Here is a 17851-nt window from a genome sequence, read left to right on the forward strand (position 1 = left end):
TCCATGCCGTGCATACCCTTGCTGCGCCCCTGAGTGATTTCGAGCGCTTTCGCAGCTACCCCTACATGGAGCGCAGCTACCGTGAGGCAAAGAAAGACAACTGGAAGGAGGTCGAACGCCTGACCCGCCACCTGCTGGAGCGGGTACCCAACAATGATGAGGCCCGCACCCTGCTGATCCAGGCCCTGGCCCACCAGCGCAAATACCGCGACGCCGAACAACTGGCCGAACAAGCCAAAGCCGCCGCCCCTGATGCGCTGCTGGAGTTGCGCCTGACCTGGATCGAACAGGACCCGCCCGCCGCCAACCAGGTAGAAGGCTGGATCGCCAGCAGTCCACTGAACCAGCGGGTACGCCTGTGGCAGGCCTACAGCCTGAGCCTGGCCAAGTTTGGCGGTGCTGCCAAGGCGCTGGAATGGCTCAACCACCTGCCCGCCAAGGGCGATGACAATATCTTGCGCCTGGCCCGGGCCAACTGGGCCGAACAGTTGCACAACTGGGGCCAGACCATCGACGCCCTCGCGCCGCTGGCTGCCCGCGGCCAGCTACCGGCACAAGACTGGCAACGCCTGGCCAACGCCTATGTGCAGCGCCTCGACGAAGCCCCGTTGCAGCAACTGCTGAAAACCTCACCCTCGGCCGACATTGCCCGCCAGACCCGCCTGGCCATGGCCAACCGCGCCATCGCCATGGGCCACGACCAGCTTGCCCAGCGCTGGCTGCAATCGTTGCCCGAGGCCGATCTTCAGCATCCGCAGCAACGTCAGCAGTTGTGGGAGCTGGCACGCCAGGGCAACGACAGCATCCTCGTGCGGCGCCTGAGCAATGAACTGAACCGGCCGTGCCTGGAGACCGCCGAGTGGCTGTCACGCCATGACCCGGACCTGGCCCGCCAGCAGTTCGGCCAGTGTCGCTCGCAGGACGATCCCAGGACCTGGCTGGTGCTCAACCAGCGCTTGAACGGTGCCGGTGGCGGCGCCCGCTCGGCCCAGGAATGGGAGCGTTACTACCAGCAGACCGGTGACCTGCAAGCCCTTGAGCAGGCCACCTTTCTGCAGCTCAAGGCAGGCCATGCCGCCCACGCACGCCAATTGCTCGAACGCGCCTACGACCTACGCCAGGGCCGTTTGCCGGCGTCGCTGTTGCAGCGCCTGGCGGGGCTTTACAGCCAGGCCGATGCGCCACTGGATGTGCGCCGCATGAGCGGCCTCATCCCACGGGTCAATGCAGCCAACCGGGCGTTGTTGCTGGCCAGGCTGGCGGAGCACGGCGAGTGCGCAGCGGTGCGCCAAGCGGTCCCGGCTACCCCCACCGAAGTCGGGCAGTTCCGCGCGCTGGGTCGTTGCGCAATGCCCGAACGCCCTGGTGAAGCCGTGGTGTATTACCAGGCTGCCGAACGCCTGGGCGACACCGGCAGTCGCCTGCCCCTGGCCTATGCGCTGGAGGCTGCGGGCGACTCGCAAGCCGCACAACCGATCTGGAACAGCCTCAGTGACAGCCAATGGACCGACAATGCCCGCCTAACCGCGGCCCGCAGTGCCCTCAACGCCAACGACCCGGAGCGCGCCAAGGCTTACTGGAACAAGGTCGCGCACCGCAGCGCCGATGACTTTGCCCTGGGCGCCGCGATTGCCCAGCGCCAGGGCGATACCACTTCCGCCCTGGATTACCAACGCCAGGCGCTACAACACAACCCGCGTGCCGACCATTATTACGGCGCCTCGTTGACCGCCCGGCAGGCCGGCGAACTTGAGCAGAGCGATGCCTGGCTGGCCGAAGCCGTGCGCCTTGACCCAGGCAACCCCCGCTACCGCGCCGACTACGGCATGCACCTGGCGGGCTCGGCGGATCCTGCGGTACGCCGCCAGTCGATCCCGCACCTGGAACGCTCCACCCGCGACCTGCCCGAGGATTACCGCCTGGGCGAGACCCTGGCGCTGCGCTATATCGAAGCAGAGAACAGCGCCGCGGCGCGCCAGGAGCTGCGTCGGGTACTGGATATAGAACAGGACCTGGTCGACGAAGGCGACGAGTACGGCAGCCTCGAAGCGCGCAAGTACCGCCAGCGCCGGGCTCACGAAGCCTTGTTGCGGCGTGACAGCATCACCCTGGCCAGCACCTGGTCACCAGCCGGTATCTCGACCAATGACAACTTCCGTGACAACCGCCAGGAGCGCCGCGCCGCCTCGCAGAATGTGCAACTGGCCATGTGGGACCACGCCCTGGGCGCGGAGCCAAGCCGCAATGGCAGTTCCCTGTCGGTGTACGGCCGCGTACTGTTCGGCGGCCAGAGCCGCACCGATTACGCCCAGAGCATGGGTACCGGTGTGGGCCTGCGCTACAAGCCGCTTGGCCAGGCCAACCTGAACCTGTATGCCGAGCTGTACCACCAGCGCCAGATCGATGATGAGCACTACAACGGCCTGACCCTGGGGCAACTGCTCAGCCCGAGCAAGGTCGGCGACAACTGGGGCGACCTGCGTGGCAATGCCGAGTCGAGCAACGACCTGCTACTGCGCGCCACCTCCTCGTTCATGGACCAGGGTGACTGGCGCAACGACTGGCGTATCGATGAAGATGAGTGGAACGAGCGTTCCCTCTACCTGGACGCGGCGTGGTGGACCCGCGCCGGCGACCACCAGTGGCTGTCGCGCTACCAGCAGGGCCATACCTGGAAGCTGCGTACGGACTCACCGCAAACCGTCATGCCCTACGGCTTTCTGGAGTTCTCAAGCCAGGACCCGAGCAACGACTGGCGCCAGGACCTGCGCACCGGCGTCGGCCTGCGTTGGCAGTGGTGGTTCGACGATGACCGTTACAACGCCTATCGCGGCACCCTCAAAGTGCGCGCCGAATACCAACAGTCGCTGGGCGGCAACCTGTATGAGCGGGCCAACGGAATGTTGCTTGGCGTGGAGATGAACTTCTGATGCACAGACTGACCGCCTTGCTGTTACTTGCCCTGTGCCTGCATGCCCACGCCGATGAACAGGTGTTCTATCAGCCGCTAAACCGGGACGCGCAACTGACCCAGGAACAGTGGCGCACCTTGTGGAAAGCCACCCGGGCCCAGGGCGGAAAAACCCTCATCGTTCAGTGGACCGCCTACGGCGACAGTGACTTCGGCGGCGCCGGCGGCTGGCTCGCCAACAGCTTGCGCAGCGCCCACGAACAAGGCCTGCAACTGGTGCTGGGGCTGTACATGGACGCCGCCTACTACCAGCGCATCGAGGGCATCGACAGCGCTGGGCTGAGTGCCTACTGGAAAGCCCAGCTGGGACGTTCCCAGGCCCAGCAGCGCAATGTTCGCCAGGGCTGGAAATTACCGGTGACCGGCTGGTACCTGCCCATGGAGCTGGACGACCTGCACTTCCAGGACCCGCTGCGGCGCCAGGCGCTGTCGACCCAGTTGCAAACGTTCGCTCGCCGCCTCGATGCGCCCCTGCACATCAGTGCCTTCAGTGCCGGACACCTGAGCCCTGCGGCCAACGCCCGGTGGCTTGAGGAACTGGCCGGCCTGCAGCTGCAGGTGTGGTGGCAGGACGGTGCCGGCACCGAACGCCTTGCGCCCTTGGTGCGCCAGCAGTACCAGGCGGCGCTGTCCTGCTCCATCGGCATCGTGCATGAAGCTTTTCGTCAGGTCAGCAAGGAAGGCCAGCCGTTCAGGGCGGTGGCCGCCACCCCGCACGCCCAGGCCGGCTGTCACCCCACTGCCGTGTTCTCGCTGCGGTACCGGCCCTGGGCCAAGGGCCTGCTAACCGACCATGGCAACTGAGGCGTATCTGGAACTCACCGTATTATTGGCGATGCAGTTGCTCCCGCCCTGCTCCGCTACCCCCGCGGCAACCTGATCCTGAACTGCGCCCCACCCAGGGCCGACTGGCTCACGGTCAAGGTGCCACCCTGCCCCTCGATTGCCCGTCGGCTGATCGCCAGGCCCAGGCCAAACCCACCGGTGGTGCGATCCCGACTGCGGTCCAGGCGATAGAACGGTTGGAAGATCAACTCACGCTGGTCCGCTGGAATGCCGATGCCGTCATCCTCCACCGTCAGCAGGCAGTGCCCCTCGGCATCCAGGCTCAAGCGCAGCAGCAGTTGGCGGTCGCAGTAACGCATGGCATTGCGCACAAGATTCTGCAGCGCCCGCGCGGTCAAGCGTGGGTCGAGGATAAAGCGCGGCAGGTTGTCGTCGGCGCGCACCTGCCACTCGATGTCGCGGCTATCGAGCTCCTCGGCAAAACTGCCGAGGATACTGTCGACCAGCTCCAGCAACGACACCTCGACCCGTTCACGGGCCTGGTCGGCATTCTGCAAGCGGCTGTACGACAGCAGTTCGAGGACCAGCTCATCCAGTTCGCGCACATGCCCCACCAACTCGAGCAAGCGCTTGCGACAGCTGGGCGGCACTTCGTCGAACAGCAGCACCAGGCCAAAGTCCAGGCGGGTCAGCGGTGTGCGAAGTTCATGGGAAACGGCGTTGAGCAACTCACGCTGCTGGGTCAGCAGGCGCTCGACGTCCTGGGCCATGGTGTCGAACACCTGGGCCAGCTCGCCGATGTTCGAGCGCGCCGGGATCTGCGTACGCTCCGACAACTGCCCCTGACCCAAGCGCCGCGCCGTCTCCTTGAGACGCTCGAGGTCACGCCAGTGCGGCCATACCCACAGCAGCAGACAGCCCAGCAAGGCCGCGCCGATCAGCACCGTGACACCCCACGACAACAGGTTGATGTCCACCGGGTCAGGCGGGTTGCGCAGCTCCACCGCCCAGGTTGAATCCAGGGGCGCCAGGGCCGAGTTGTAATAGCCCCAGTCGCCCAGGCGCACCACATTCTCCCCTCCACTCAGCCGGGCCCGATCGTCATGGGACAAGCCGATCTGGTCCTGACGACGCAGCTCGATCTGCAGCGGGGCGAAATCTGCCGCCAGTTGTCGCTCGACCTCGGGCCATTGCGCCGGCGACACCTGGCGAAAGCGCTCAACGATCAGCTTCTGCACGCCCTTGGCCTGGTCCAGGTTGTAGGCGATGAAGCGCTCGTGAAAGGCACCGACAATCGCGTCGGGAATCAACAACAATGCCCCGGCATAGGCGGCGATGGTCACCAGGTACAGGCGTACAAGGATTTTCAGCATGGGTCAGGCACCCGATCAGAACTCCCACTCGACACGGCTGAACAAATAGCCCTTGCCCCACACGGTCTTGATCTTGCGGGCTTCGCCAGCACTGTCATCGAACTTGCGGCGCAGCTTGGAAATGGCCACGTCCACCGAGCGGTCAGTGCCGTTGAATTCAATACCGCGCAGTTGCTGCAGGATACGGTCGCGGCTGAGCACCTCACCGGCGTGGCGCGCCAGCACCACCAACAGGTTGTACTCGCCACTGGACAGCTCTACCAGTTGCTCACGCCAGAACACATTGCGCTCGGCCAGGTCGATGCGCAGCCCGCCGACCACGATCAGGTCGGTTTCCAGACGCGGTTCGTTGATGCTGCTGCGGCGCAGCAAGGTACGCACCCGGGCCAGCAGCACCCGTGGTTCGCAGGGTTTGGTGACGTAGTCGTCAGCGCCCATTTCCAGGCCCAGGACCTGGTCGTGGCTGTCGTCGCGGGCGGTGAGCATGAGAATCGGCAGGGCCCGGGACTCGGCGCGCAGCAGGCGGCAGACCTGCAGGCCATCGAGCCCCGGCAGCATCAGGTCGAGGATCACCAGGTCCGGTTTGCTGCGCCGGGCCTCGGCCAGTACGTGGTCGCCCCGGGCAATCACACTGACGCAAAAGTCGTTACGCTGCAGGTAGCTGGCGATCAGTTCGGACAAGGCGCAGTCGTCTTCGACCAGGAGGATGTTGGGCATGGGCAATTTGACAGGCTGGAAAAGTCAGGCAAGGATATAGGACCTTCTGCGCAGCCAGCGCAACCCTTCACACTTTTTCACACTCGGCCTACACAGCTTAACAGTTGGACGTTGGCCTCCTGCCTTAGCATTGCCGGGTCATTTATGGAAGATCCGCATGTTCAGTTCAAGCCCCGTCCGTCTGCGCGCCTTGCTGCCGCTGCTTGCCATTACCCTGTCCCTTGGCGCGTGCTCCGACAGCACCCCGGACGAGGAAAAGGCCCCGCCAAGCGCCGTCACCATCGAAACCGTCCGTGTCCAGCCGCTGGCCATCAGCACCGAACTCAATGGCCGCATCCTTGCTCCCCGTACCGCAGAAGTGCGCGCCCGCGTCGCCGGCGTGGTACTCAAGCGGGTATACCGCGAAGGCAGCGACGTCAAGCAGGGCGATGTGCTGTTCAAGATCGACCCGGCGCCGTTCCAGGCAGACTACGACAGCGCTCGCGCCGTGCTCGCCAAGGCCGAGGCCAACCGCTACCAGGCGCGCTTGCAGGACGAGCGCTACCGAGAGCTGATCACCATCAACGCGGTCAGCCGCCAGGACCACGACAACGCCCGGGCTGCTGTGATGCAGGCCGACGCGGCAGTCGCCGAAGCCAAGGCTGCGGTAGAGCGGGCAAAGCTCAACCTGGGTTATGCCACGGTTACCGCACCGATTTCCGGCCGCATCGGCCGGGCCCTGGTCACCGAAGGTGCGCTGGTAGGTCAGAACGAGACCACGCCGCTGGCGACCATCCAGCAGTTGAACCCGATCCACGCCGATGTGACCCAGTCGACCCGCGAGCTCAACGCCCTGCGCCGTGCCCTGCGCGCTGGCGAGCTGCAGCAGATGGGCCAGGACCAGGCCAAAGTCACCCTGATCCAGGACGACGGCACAGCCTACCCGCTACCGGGCAAGCTGTTGTTCTCCGACATCAGTGTCGACCCGAGCACTGGCCAGATCACCTTGCGCAGCGAGTTCCCCAACCCCGACCTTGACCTGCTGCCAGGCAGTTTCATTCGCGTACGCCTGGACCAGGCTGTGAAGCAGCAAGGTATCAGCGTGCCGCAACGCGCCATTCTGCGCGACAGCGCAGGCCAGCCGCGCGTGTTGCTGGTCGATGCCCAAGAGCGCATCAGCGAACGCCCGGTGGTGCTGGGCAGCGTGCAGAACGATCGCTGGATCGTCAGCGACGGCCTGGCCCCCGGTGACCGCGTAGTGGTCGAAGGCGTACAGCACGTACGCCCAGGTGATCAGGTACGGATCGACAACCCGGCCAAAGACGTTCCATCCATCGCCAAGTCCACCGGCCAGTGAGGGCCTGATTCATGCCGCAGTTTTTCATTGACCGCCCTGTGTTTGCCTGGGTGGTCGCGTTGTTCATCTTGCTCGCCGGCGCCTTGGCAATTCCACAGCTGCCGGTAGCCCAGTACCCGGACGTAGCCCCGCCCCAGGTGGAGATCTACGCGATCTACCCTGGCGCTTCGGCGCAGACCGTCGATGAGAGCGTGGTGAGCTTGATCGAGGAAGAGCTCAACGGTGCTGACAACCTGCTCTACTTCAGCTCGCAAAGCAGCCTGGGCAGCGCCACCATCACCGCCACCTTCGAGCCTGGCACCAACCCGGACCTGGCCCAGGTCGATGTACAGAACCGCCTGAAGGTGGTTGAGTCACGCTTGCCGCGCCCAGTCATCCAGCAAGGCCTGCAAGTGGAGAAGGTCTCTACCGGCTTTCTGTTGATGGTGACCTTGACCGCCGAGGACGGCAGCCTCGATGAAGTGACGTTGAGCGACTTTCTGGCCCGTAACGTGATGAACGAGATCCGCCGCCTCAAAGGCGTCGGCAAGGCCCAGCTGTATGGTTCCGAGCGGGCCATGCGGATCTGGCTCGACTCGCAGAAACTGATCGGTTTCAACCTCACTCCCGACGACGTCAACGAGGCGATTGCCGCCCAGAACGCCCAGGTCGCCCCAGGCAGTATCGGCAACCTGCCCGGCACCGGTACCCAGGAGATCACGGCCAACGTGGTGATCCGTGGGCAGTTGAGCACCGTGCAAGAATTCTCCGATATTGTTCTGCGCGCCAATCCTGACGGCTCGCGGGTGACCATTGGTGATGTCGCCCGGGTTGAAATCGGCAGCCAGGAGTACCAGTACGGCACCCGCCTGAACGGCAAGCCGACCAGCGCCTTCAGCGTCAAGCTGTCGCCGGGCGCCAACGCCATGGAGACTGCCACTCTGGTGCGCGACAAACTCGCTGAGCTGTCGCGCTACCTGCCGCCGGGCTCCAAGTTCGACATCCCTTACGACACCTCGCCCTTCGTCAAGGTCTCGATCCAGCAAGTGATCACCACCCTGCTCGAAGCCATGGCCCTGGTGTTCGCGGTCATGTTCCTGTTCCTGCAGAACATCCGCTACACCCTGATCCCGACCCTGGTGGTACCGGTGGCCCTGGCGGGCACCTTTGCCGCGATGCTGGCACTGGGCTTCTCGGTCAACGTGTTGACCCTGTTCGGCATGGTGCTGGCCATCGGCATCCTGGTGGACGACGCCATCGTGGTGGTGGAGAACGTCGAGCGGATCATGAGCGAAGAAGGCCTCTCGCCCCGGGATGCCACCAAAAAGGCCATGGGCCAGATTACCGGCGCCATCGTCGGTATCACCCTGGTACTGGTGGCGGTGTTCCTGCCGATGGCGTTCATGCAAGGCTCGGTGGGCGTGATCTACCAGCAGTTCTCGGTGTCGATGGCGGTGTCGATCCTGTTCTCGGCGTTCCTGGCCCTGAGCTTGACCCCGGCCCTGTGCGCGACCCTGCTCAAGCCGATCGCCAAGGGCGAACACCACGAAAAACGCGGCTTCTTCGGCTGGTTCAATCGCCGCTTCGAAAGCCTGACCAACGGCTACCAGCGCTGGGTGATCCAGGCGCTCAAGCGCAGCGGTCGTTACCTGATGGTGTATGCGGTGCTGTTGGCAGGCCTGGTCTATGGCTTCAGCCAACTGCCCTCCTCGTTCCTGCCCACCGAAGACCAGGGCTACACCATCACCGACATCCAGCTGCCGCCGGGTGCCAGCCGTGCCCGCACGGAACTGGTCGCGGCACAGATCGAGGCGCATAACGCCACGGAGCCGGGTGTGGGCAACACCACTCTGATTCTTGGCTTCAGTTTCTCCGGCGAAGGCCAGAACGCAGCGCTGGGATTCACCACGCTCAAGGATTGGTCCGAGCGCGGTGCCGACGACAGCGCCCAGGCCATTGCCGACCGCGCCAATGCTGCCTTCAGCCAGTTCAAGGATGCCATCGCCTACTCGGTGCTGCCGCCGCCGGTAGACGGCCTGGGTACCTCCAGTGGTTTCGAGTTCCGCTTGCAGGACCGTAGCGGCCTGGGCCATGCCGCCTTGATGGCTGCTCGTGACCAACTGCTGGCCAATGCCGAGAAAAGTCCGATGCTGATCAACGTCCGCGAAAGCGCCCTGGCGGAAAGCCCGCAGGTGCAACTGGAAGTCGATCGCAAGCAGGCCAACGCCCTCGGCGTGTCGTTTGCCGACATCGGCAATGTGCTCAACACCGCAGTGGGCTCCAACTACGTCAACGACTTCCCCAACCAGGGGCGGATGCAGCGGGTGGTGGTGCAGGCCGAAGGTGACCAGCGCAGCCAGGTCGAAGACCTGCTCAAGATGCATGTGCGCAACAGCAGCGGCAAGATGGTGCCGTTGGCAGCGTTTGTCCAGGCCAAGTGGATTACCGGCCCCGTGCAACTGACGCGCTACAACGGCTATCCAGCCGTTGCAGTGTCGGGCGAGCCGGCGCCGGGCTTCAGCTCGGGGCAGGCCATGGAAGAAATCCAGCGCCTGGTCGACCAGTTGCCACCCGGCATGGGCCTGGAGTGGACCGGCCTGTCGCTGCAGGAGCGCTTGTCCGGCGCCCAGGCACCGATGCTCATGGCCTTGTCGTTGCTGGTGGTGTTCCTGTGCCTGGCCGCACTGTACGAGAGCTGGTCGATCCCCACCTCGGTATTGCTGGTGGTACCGCTGGGTGTACTGGGAGCGGTGATTGCCGTGAGCCTGCGGGGGATGCCGAACGATGTGTTCTTCAAGGTAGGCCTGATCACCCTGATCGGCCTGTCGGCGAAGAACGCGATCTTGATCATCGAGTTCGCCAAGAGCCTTGTCGATGAAGGTCATGACCTGATCGATGCCACGGTCCAGGCAGCGCGCCTGCGCTTGCGTCCCATTGTCATGACCTCGCTGGCCTTCATCCTCGGTGTGGTACCGCTGGCCATCGCCACCGGCGCCAGTTCCGCCAGCCAGCAAGCCATCGGCACCGGGGTGATCGGCGGCATGCTCAGCGCAACGCTCGCCGTGGTGTTCGTACCGGTGTTCTTCGTGGTGGTGATGCGCCTGACCGGCAAGCGCCGGACCCGATTGCAGCAACCGCAAGCGGCGACTGACCCGCAGTAATCTGGACAGGCGGCGGCGTGCATGGGAAGGTAATTGGCTGATCTTGCCAGGAACCCTTTCATGACACCCGCCGCCCCTGCCTTCTCCATTCTGTTGCTCGCTGGTGGCCGAGGCCTGCGCATGGGCGGCCAGGACAAAGGCCTGCTGGCCTGGCACGGTACACCGCTGATTGCCCATGTCCAGGCGGTGGTTCGGCCGTTGACCGACGACCTGATCATTTCCTGCAACCGCAACCTTGAACAATACCGGCCCTATGCCGATCAACTGGTCTGCGACCCTGAGGCGGATTTCCCCGGCCCCATGGCCGGGGTATTGGCAGGCCTTGCCGCCGCCCGTCACCCGTGGCTGCTGGTACTGGCGTGCGATGCGCCGCAGATCGACACGGCGCTGGTACTTGAGTTACGGGCAAAGGCCTTTGAACACCAGCAAGCATGCATGGTGCGCCAGGGTGGATACTGGCAACCGATGTTCAGTGTGATACCCAAGGCCCTTGCCGGTGATCTTCAACAGCGCTGGCAGCAGGGTGAGCGCAGCCTGCAACGGGCACTGCTGGCGCATCCGGTGCAAGCGATGGAGTGTGCCGACGACGATGCGCGGTTGTGCAACTTCAACTCGCCGGAGTTTCTGCAGCGCTGACCCGACGCCGCACAGGTGCGTGTAGCCGCTGGCGTCAGCCTGCGATCGGCCGCGCAGCGGCCATGGTTCCCTTACCGTCCGCAACCCGCTCAACGCAAGCGCGAGCGAATCCGGTGACACACGTTCAGCACCTGCTGCACCTCACTCTCGCCAAGGTCGATCTTGCACGCCATGTTGCTGAACACCTTGGCCGCCTCGGCCTTGAGCTCACGGCCCTTGTCAGTGAGCAACAGGTTGCGCCGACGACGGTCGGTCGGGTCAAGGTAGACAGTGATGAAGCCGTTGTCGGCCAGGCGCTTGACGATGGGCGTCAAGGTCCCCAGGTCGAACAGCGTCAGCTCGCTCAGGGCACTGATCGAGACATCATCCTTGCCCCACAACCCGGCCATCACCAGCAGTTGCGGATAGGTAACACCGCGTTTCCTGAGCGGCTCGGCATAGTCGCGTACCATGGCGTTTGCTGTGGAATACAGCGAAAAGCACAGCATTTTGTCGAAGTCGAACGTTGGGTCAAGCATGCACACCTCCTTTGACCTGGCTGTACGCATGCACTGCATCCACCACTACCGCCAGGGCCTGCGGTGGGGTCGAAGGCAATATGTCCTGCCCCAGGTTGAACACGTGCCCGGTCCCCGCACAGGCAGGACCGAAGGCCTGCAGCGTGCGCTGCACTCCCCGGCGGATACAAGCCTCATCGCCCAGTAGCACGGCTGGATCAAGATTGCCCTGCAGGGCCACCGTGTTGCCCACCAGTTGCCGCGCCATGCCCAGGTCGTAGCTGGCATCAAGGCCCAGGCAATCGGCACCGCTCTGGGCCGTCTCCACCAACCACTGGCTGGCTCCGCGGGTATAGAGGATGGACGGCACGCGGTGCCCGTGCTGACTCTTGTGGAGCCGCGCAAGTACTTCACGGGCATAGAACAGCGAAAAGCGTTGGTACATGCCATTGGCCAACGCCCCGGCAAATGGATCAAGCAACATCACGGCCTGGGCTCCGCTTTCGATCTGCGCGTTCAGCGAGGCTGCCACAGCCTGGCTGGTGGTCAACAACAGTCGGTGGAGCAGTTCCGGGCGCCGATAGAGCATCCGCTTGATCAGCTGGAAATCACCCGGTGGCCCACCTTCCACCATGTAGCAGGCCAGGCTCCAGGGGTTGCCGGCAACGCCGATCAACGGCACTTTGCCCTCCAGCGCCCGACGCGACTGCGCCACCGACTGGTAGAGGTATTCCTGGGCCCGGGGATCCGGTACACGCAAGCGCTGAATGGCTTTTTCATCGCGCAACGGATAACGCAACCGTGGTGTCTCGCCATGGACGAAGTACAACCCCAGCCCCATGGCATCGGCCAGGGTAAGGATGTCGGTGGTCACCACTGCCGCATCCAGACTCAGGTACCGAAACGGCTGCAGTGTAGCCTCGGTGGTGTAGTCAGGTTGCTTGAGCAACGACAGGTAGCAACCGGCCTTTGCCCGCAGCAAGCGATACTCGGGCAAAGGATGACCGGCCTGCCCCATCAGCCACACCGGCGTGTGTAGCGTCGGCTGACGCAGCAAGGCCTTGATGAAGGAATTATTGTGCAAGGACGGGTAACTCATGCTGGATTCGCGAGAATCGTTGGAAAGACCGCCTGTCAGAGGCGGCTGGGTACAGCATTGGCCATTTCGCGGCGCAAGGCCGAGATCGTGGCACAGTAGTCGGTCTGGGCAAAAATCGCCGTGCCGGCAACAAACATGTCGGCACCGGCCGCTGCGACCTGGCCGATGGTCTCGAGGTTGACTCCGCCATCAACTTCCAGGCGAATGTCACGACCGCTGTCGTCGATCAGCTTGCGCGCCGCGGCTATCTTGGGCAACACCTGGGGGATGAAACGCTGGCCACCAAATCCGGGGTTGACCGACATCAGCAAGATCAGGTCGAGTCGATCCAGCAGGTAATGAGCGGCGTCCAGGGTACTGGCTGGGTTGAACACCAGGCCCACCTTGCATCCCAGGTCTTTTATCAGCTGCACCGAGCGGTCCAGGTGCTGCGTTGCCTCAGGGTGGATGGAAATATAATCGGCACCGGCCTCGGCAAAGGCCTGAATCAGGCTGTCCACCGGCGACACCATCAGATGTACATCGATCGGCGCGGTAATACCGTAGCGGCGCAAGGCCTTGCAGAACTGCGGCCCCATGGTCAGGTTGGGTACATAGTGGTTGTCCATCACATCGATATGGATGACATCAGCACCGGCGGCCAGCACTTGCTCGACTTCTTCACCCAAACGGGCGAAATCGGCCGCCAGAATCGAAGGTGCAATCCAGAACTCTTTCACGCGCGTACTCCATTACTCATTGACTAATCGTTGCAACAACCCGGACGCCCCCTGCCCCAGTGCAGCGCTGATCTGGGCTATCAACGCAGGCCTGGGTGCATCGAGGTGGAAGTGATGTCCGCCGTCATGCCAGTGCACCCGGGTATTGAGTGGCAAGGCGTGCCTGCGTTGTTCAAATTGGCTGCCTGCAAACAGTCCCTGGCGTCCAAGCAGCAGGTGCAGCGGGCAGGTGATTTGTTGCAAGAACTCACAGGCCTGGCGCTCCGTCAGTGGCAGGAGCTCAGGCAGTACCAGCCGCGGATCATGCCGCCAGCGGTAGCCGTGCCCCAGGTTGATCAGGTCGCGCATCGCCAGCAACCGGGCGCCTTCTGCACTGAGGCTGCCATTGATGCTATTGCGTCGTTCGGTGATAGCCGCTTCCAGGCTGCTGAATCGAGCTTCTTCCGGGCCGCTGAAACCGTGCAGGCGCGTACGTAATGCCAGGCGCAACAACCGTTGGGCCTTGCGCAGGTGCTCGACCGTGCTGCCTTCGGGCACCGCAAAGGGCGCTCCCATCCCATCGATGAATACCATGCTGTCGATAGTGCGATTCATGGCTGCAAGAATCGACGCCACGCCGGTACCCATGGAGTGGCCGAGCACTGAAAAACGCTTCCAGCCCAGGCTTTCGACCAAGGCGTTCATATCGTCGGCGTGCTCCCACAGGTAATAGCCACTATCGGCGCGCCGGTGTTCGGAGCGACCGTGGCCGGCAAGATCCGGGGCCACCACAAAATGGTCATGCAACAGGGGCGCGATACGCTCGAAGGAGGCTGCATTGTCCAGCCAGCCATGCAGGGCAAGTACTGGATGGGCATCTTGATTGCCCCAGGTGCGCAAGGCGAAGTGGTTGCCGTTGACGTCCAGCGATTGATCGCGGCCTCGATTGCCCAGACTCATGGATTGACCTTCCTCAGTGATCGCGCGTTGCGACAGCTCATCCCGCCACCGCCAGCTGTGTGTTGCAAGCCATGCGCTGCAACTGCTGGAGGTCGAACTTGCCATTGGCGGTGCGCGGCAGGCTACTTTCAATGGTGATCGACAGAGGTACCTTGTGAGCTTCGAGGCCCTGCCGGCATCGTTCGAGCACCTGAGCGACCGTCAACTGCGAACCTTGGGCCAGGGTGACGAAGGCCCACAGCCCTTCACCGACCGCTGCATGGTCGACGCCAACCACCGCGGCGGCCTCGATACCGTCGATGGCGTAGAGGTACCCTTCCACTTCACTGGGACTGACTTTCATGCCACGGGACTTGATCATGTGATCCATACGACCACGGAAATACAAGTAACCGTCCTCATCCAGGCTGCAGTAGTCACCGGTGTACAACACGCTTTCGCCCGGATAGCGTCCAGGCTTGAGCTTGAGCGCCGTGGCCGCAGGATTGCGCCAGTAGCCCGCCATCACCGTGGCCCCGCGAATCACCAACTGACCGACCTGATGTGGCTCGTCGATGAGCCGGTCCTCATCGTCCACCAGCCACAGCTCGGTGTTGGGGATGGCAATACCGACACTCCCGGGCTTGCTGTCGATGTCTTCCGGAGGCAGGTAGGTGCAGCGTTTGCATTCGGTCAGACCGTACATGGAGTAGATCTGTGCCTGGGGGAACAGCGCTTTCATCTGCGCGATATGCGGCGCCTTGAGGGCCGCACCGGTATTGGTGACCATGCGCACGTCGGGGAAGATCGCCTCGCGCTTGCGCGCATACTCATGCAACAGCACCAGCATGGTCGGTACGAAGGGGATCACCGTGACCTGGTACTGGCGAATCTTCTTGATCAGGAAGATCGGCCAGGTAAATTCCTTTTCCAGCACCAGCGTGGCACCGGCGCTCATGGCCATGATCATCTGGTACAGCCCGTAGTCGAACGACAGCGGCAACGAGCACAACACATTGTCGGTCTCGTTGTAGCCCAGATAAGTGTGCAGGGAACCGAGTGCTGCCAGCATGTTGCGGTGGGTCAGCATCACGCCCTTGGGCATCCCGGTCGACCCCGAGGTGTAGATGATGGCCGCCAGGTCCAGGTCCAGGTTGCCACTTGGCAGCGGTACGCCTGCCCCCTGGCCCAGCAGGCTTTCAAAGGTTTGAACGTGCGTCGAGCCGGCCTCGCCGTCGAGCAACACGATGAGCTTGAGGTGGCTGAGTCGCGCCGTGTCAGCCCGCAAGCTGGTCAATTTTTCGGAAGTCGTGATCAGCACCGAGGCTTCAGCATCGCGAACGATGTAGTCAAGGCTGTCGGCAAGCGTTTCGAGCCCCACATTGACGACCACACCCCCCGCCTTGAGCACACCCCAGAACGCACAGACCGTTTCTACCCGGTTGCCCAGGCACAGCACCACCCTGTCCTGGCGCTGCAGGCCGTTGACCTGCAAGCCCGCCGCCAGCCTGGCACTGGCCTCGTCGAGCTGGGCATAGGTGTAGGTTTCATCGGCATAGATGATCGCGGCCTTGTCCGGATGCTGTCCGTTGCGTGCTTCCAGTACATCCTGCAGCAGCACTTCAGACGCCTTCATGGTGCACCTCGATAGCCTCCACCGCTCGACGGCCCGTGGGAACCTGTCGGTGAGCGTCGATGTAGCCAGCCAAGCTCGCCACGGTCTTGAAATGCCCTGGGGTGATGGTGTCGGGGTTGACGAAAAATCCTTCGATGTCGTCCTCCAGGCTTACCAACAGTTCCATGGACGTCAGCGAGTCCAGTCCCAGTTCGTCGCGAAGGTGCGAGTCGGCACTGATGGCTACATGCTCCGGAAGGTTCAACACCACCCGCAGGATGTCCGCCAGTTGGCGTTGGGTCGCCGCCTGGGCAATGGGCATCGGCATTACCTTGCTGACGGTGCCGAGCAGTTCATCAAGCGCCACATCGGCATGGCTGTCGCGGATTTCCACGGCGCTTTGCCGGGCTCGAGCCAGAAACAGGCGGTTGTGGCTGACCACTACTTCGGCAGGGTGGCCATGGCTGTGGAACAGCGTCGGCGAGGCCGTGGGCCCATATGCACCCGAGGCCGTCACCGCAAGCAGGTCACCTTCATGCAAGGCCTCCAGCTGGACATCTCGGCCAAGCAGGTCGTCGGGGCTGCAGAGCGGCCCGGAGATATGGTACTCACGCAGCGGTCCGCCGTTGTCACCGGTGGCCTTGACGATCCGGAAGTTGCGCTTGAGAACCTGGCCACTGCCGGCTGCCGCGCCGTGGCAATTGGTACCGCCGTCGGTCACAGCGAAGGTCTTGCCGTGGTTTTCCTTGATGTTGTCGACGGTCACCAGCAACGACCCACACTTGCCGGCAACAAAGCGCCCGGACTCCAGAATGATCCGCGTGCGAGGAAACTCATGATGGAAGGCATTGAACAACGGCGCCAGCAACTGCTTGAGCCTCGCCGTGTCGAGTTCCTTTTCGTTTTCGTAGTACTTGATACCAAGGCCGCCGCCAACATCGACCATACGCAGGTCCAGGTTGTAGCGGCGGTTCAGGCTGCGATACAGCTCCAGAATGTACTCGGCGTTGTCGTACACCGACTGCGCATCGAGGATTTTGGTGCCGTTATAGACATGGATGCCTTTGATCCTGATGTTGGGCAACGCCAGGTAGTGGCCGAAGTTGGCCACGGCAGTGTCTTCTTCGATACCGAAATGCGTGGGTCGTCCCCCCATCTTCCATGGAGAGCCCGCGGCGGAAAAATTGGGGTTGATCCGAATGGCGACCGGTGCGTCACAGCCCAGCTCGCCCGCCAGGACAGACAACTTGCGCAGTTCGCTCTCAGACTCGACCACGATGGCGAACACCCCCACTTCCAGCGCCCGACGATGTTCTTCAGGCTTTTTGTAGGGGCCCAGCAGAATGATGTCCTGGGGCGCAACACCAGCTTTCAGGGCAATTTCCAGCTCCGCCAGCGAACAGACCTCGGCATTGCCACCGTAAGAGCGGATCAGTTTGACCAGCGACAGGTTCGGGTTGACCTTCAACGCATAGAAGATGTCCACACACTCGGGCAACGCATCGCGCAACTCGTTGAAACTGCTGCGTAACACGGCTTCATCGTAGAGGTAGGTGGGTGTCCCGAACGTCGCTTTGGCCTGGAGTACCAGGTCCTTGGAAAGCTTCATCTTATGCTCCCTTCTGTTCTTATAGTCTGCCGCCGCAGCGGCGTCGCCCCATTGTGTAAGCGCCTTCGCACAAACTCCGTAGCAGTTTGGCTTCATTGCAAATTGCGTATCACTGACACGATCCCTCGCTTCGCGCCTAAAACTTTGCGCGCAAAGTTTGTCGAAATTTTGCGTCCGGGGTTACGGTGATGTCAAGGTAATTCCATGTTCGCCGGGCTGCGGCTTAAAGCCACAGTTCGCCCGCCAGCGAACACAGCACAGCGCAATTTCACTGCACCTGGCCCATATCAGTGCGCATGATGACTAATGAATACGGGGTGTTTATCTGATCCGTAGTTCTGCCAGGTTTCTGAGTCTGTTTTGCCTCGGCCCAGCTTCCTACAGTGCGCCTGGGCTCTGCCCCCACGGCAGAGCGAGCCATACAGGAACTGTGGA

General features: G+C 63.0%; 13 protein-coding genes. 5 read left to right on the top strand and 8 right to left on the bottom strand.

Annotated features, from left to right (window positions below):
- The first annotated feature begins 65 nt into the window (after positions 1 to 65).
- A complete protein-coding gene (locus ABVN19_RS10175; protein ID WP_256585943.1) occupies positions 66 to 2930 on the top strand; it encodes a phage receptor in 2865 nt (954 codons plus the stop codon).
- Positions 2930 to 3775 carry a DUF4434 family protein gene (locus tag ABVN19_RS10180; protein WP_028946295.1) on the top strand — a complete coding sequence of 282 codons (846 nt, stop codon included), beginning with the start codon at positions 2930 to 2932 and terminating at the stop codon, positions 3773 to 3775. Before ABVN19_RS10175 ends, ABVN19_RS10180 begins: the two co-directional genes overlap by 1 nt.
- Positions 3776 to 3831: 56 nt before the next feature.
- On the opposite strand, the gene ABVN19_RS10185 is transcribed toward ABVN19_RS10180, so the two are convergent.
- Together ABVN19_RS10185 and ABVN19_RS10190 are read right to left on the bottom strand one after the other, a co-directional pair.
- Positions 3832 to 5130: an ATP-binding protein gene (locus tag ABVN19_RS10185; RefSeq protein WP_028946296.1), complete on the bottom strand. Its 1299-nt coding sequence runs from the start codon at positions 5128 to 5130 to the stop codon at positions 3832 to 3834.
- Positions 5131 to 5145: 15 nt separating this feature from the next.
- Positions 5146 to 5847, bottom strand: a complete 702-nt coding sequence (locus ABVN19_RS10190) for a response regulator transcription factor (protein ID WP_105642727.1) — start codon at positions 5845 to 5847, stop codon at positions 5146 to 5148.
- A gap of 157 nt (positions 5848 to 6004) precedes the next feature.
- On the opposite strand from ABVN19_RS10190, the gene ABVN19_RS10195 reads away from it, so the two are divergent.
- From ABVN19_RS10195 to mobA, 3 genes are read left to right on the top strand one after another with little or no spacing between them, the layout of a single operon-like run.
- Complete coding sequence (locus ABVN19_RS10195) at positions 6005 to 7183, top strand: efflux RND transporter periplasmic adaptor subunit (protein WP_028946298.1); 1179 nt, start codon at positions 6005 to 6007, stop codon at positions 7181 to 7183.
- Between the two features lie 11 nt (positions 7184 to 7194).
- Complete coding sequence (locus tag ABVN19_RS10200) at positions 7195 to 10323, top strand: efflux RND transporter permease subunit (RefSeq protein ID WP_105642726.1); 3129 nt, start codon at positions 7195 to 7197, stop codon at positions 10321 to 10323.
- Between the two features lie 60 nt (positions 10324 to 10383).
- A complete protein-coding gene (gene mobA, locus ABVN19_RS10205; protein ID WP_105642725.1) occupies positions 10384 to 10959 on the top strand; it encodes a molybdenum cofactor guanylyltransferase MobA in 576 nt (191 codons plus the stop codon).
- 89 nt (positions 10960 to 11048) lie between these two features.
- Here mobA and ABVN19_RS10210 read toward each other — a convergent pair whose 3' ends face one another.
- Genes ABVN19_RS10210 through ABVN19_RS10235 form a run of 6 tightly spaced genes read right to left on the bottom strand, consistent with a single transcriptional unit; the run spans position 11049 to position 17416 of the window.
- Entirely contained in the window at positions 11049 to 11477 is a 429-nt protein-coding gene (locus tag ABVN19_RS10210) for a MarR family transcriptional regulator (RefSeq protein WP_028946301.1), read from the bottom strand.
- Complete coding sequence (hemE, locus tag ABVN19_RS10215; protein ID WP_105642724.1) at positions 11470 to 12555, bottom strand: uroporphyrinogen decarboxylase; 1086 nt, start codon at positions 12553 to 12555, stop codon at positions 11470 to 11472. The genes ABVN19_RS10210 and hemE overlap by 8 nt, the downstream gene beginning before the upstream one ends.
- Positions 12556 to 12590: 35 nt before the next feature.
- Entirely contained in the window at positions 12591 to 13274 is a 684-nt protein-coding gene (gene rpe, locus ABVN19_RS10220; RefSeq protein ID WP_028946303.1) for a ribulose-phosphate 3-epimerase, read from the bottom strand.
- A gap of 12 nt (positions 13275 to 13286) precedes the next feature.
- On the bottom strand, positions 13287 to 14213 hold the full coding sequence (locus ABVN19_RS10225; RefSeq protein ID WP_028946304.1) for an alpha/beta hydrolase: 927 nt from the start codon (positions 14211 to 14213) through the stop codon (positions 13287 to 13289).
- 37 nt (positions 14214 to 14250) lie between these two features.
- The gene (locus ABVN19_RS10230; protein ID WP_036990460.1) at positions 14251 to 15828 is read right to left on the bottom strand and encodes a class I adenylate-forming enzyme family protein; all 1578 of its coding nucleotides are present in this window, start codon (positions 15826 to 15828) and stop codon (positions 14251 to 14253) included.
- Positions 15815 to 17416, bottom strand: a complete 1602-nt coding sequence (locus ABVN19_RS10235; RefSeq protein WP_028946306.1) for a phosphopantetheine-binding protein — start codon at positions 17414 to 17416, stop codon at positions 15815 to 15817. The genes ABVN19_RS10230 and ABVN19_RS10235 overlap by 14 nt, the downstream gene beginning before the upstream one ends.
- Positions 17417 to 17851 lie beyond the last annotated feature (435 nt).

It is taken from the genome of Pseudomonas vranovensis (assembly GCF_040438935.1).
Lineage (GTDB): Bacteria > Pseudomonadota > Gammaproteobacteria > Pseudomonadales > Pseudomonadaceae > Aquipseudomonas > Aquipseudomonas vranovensis.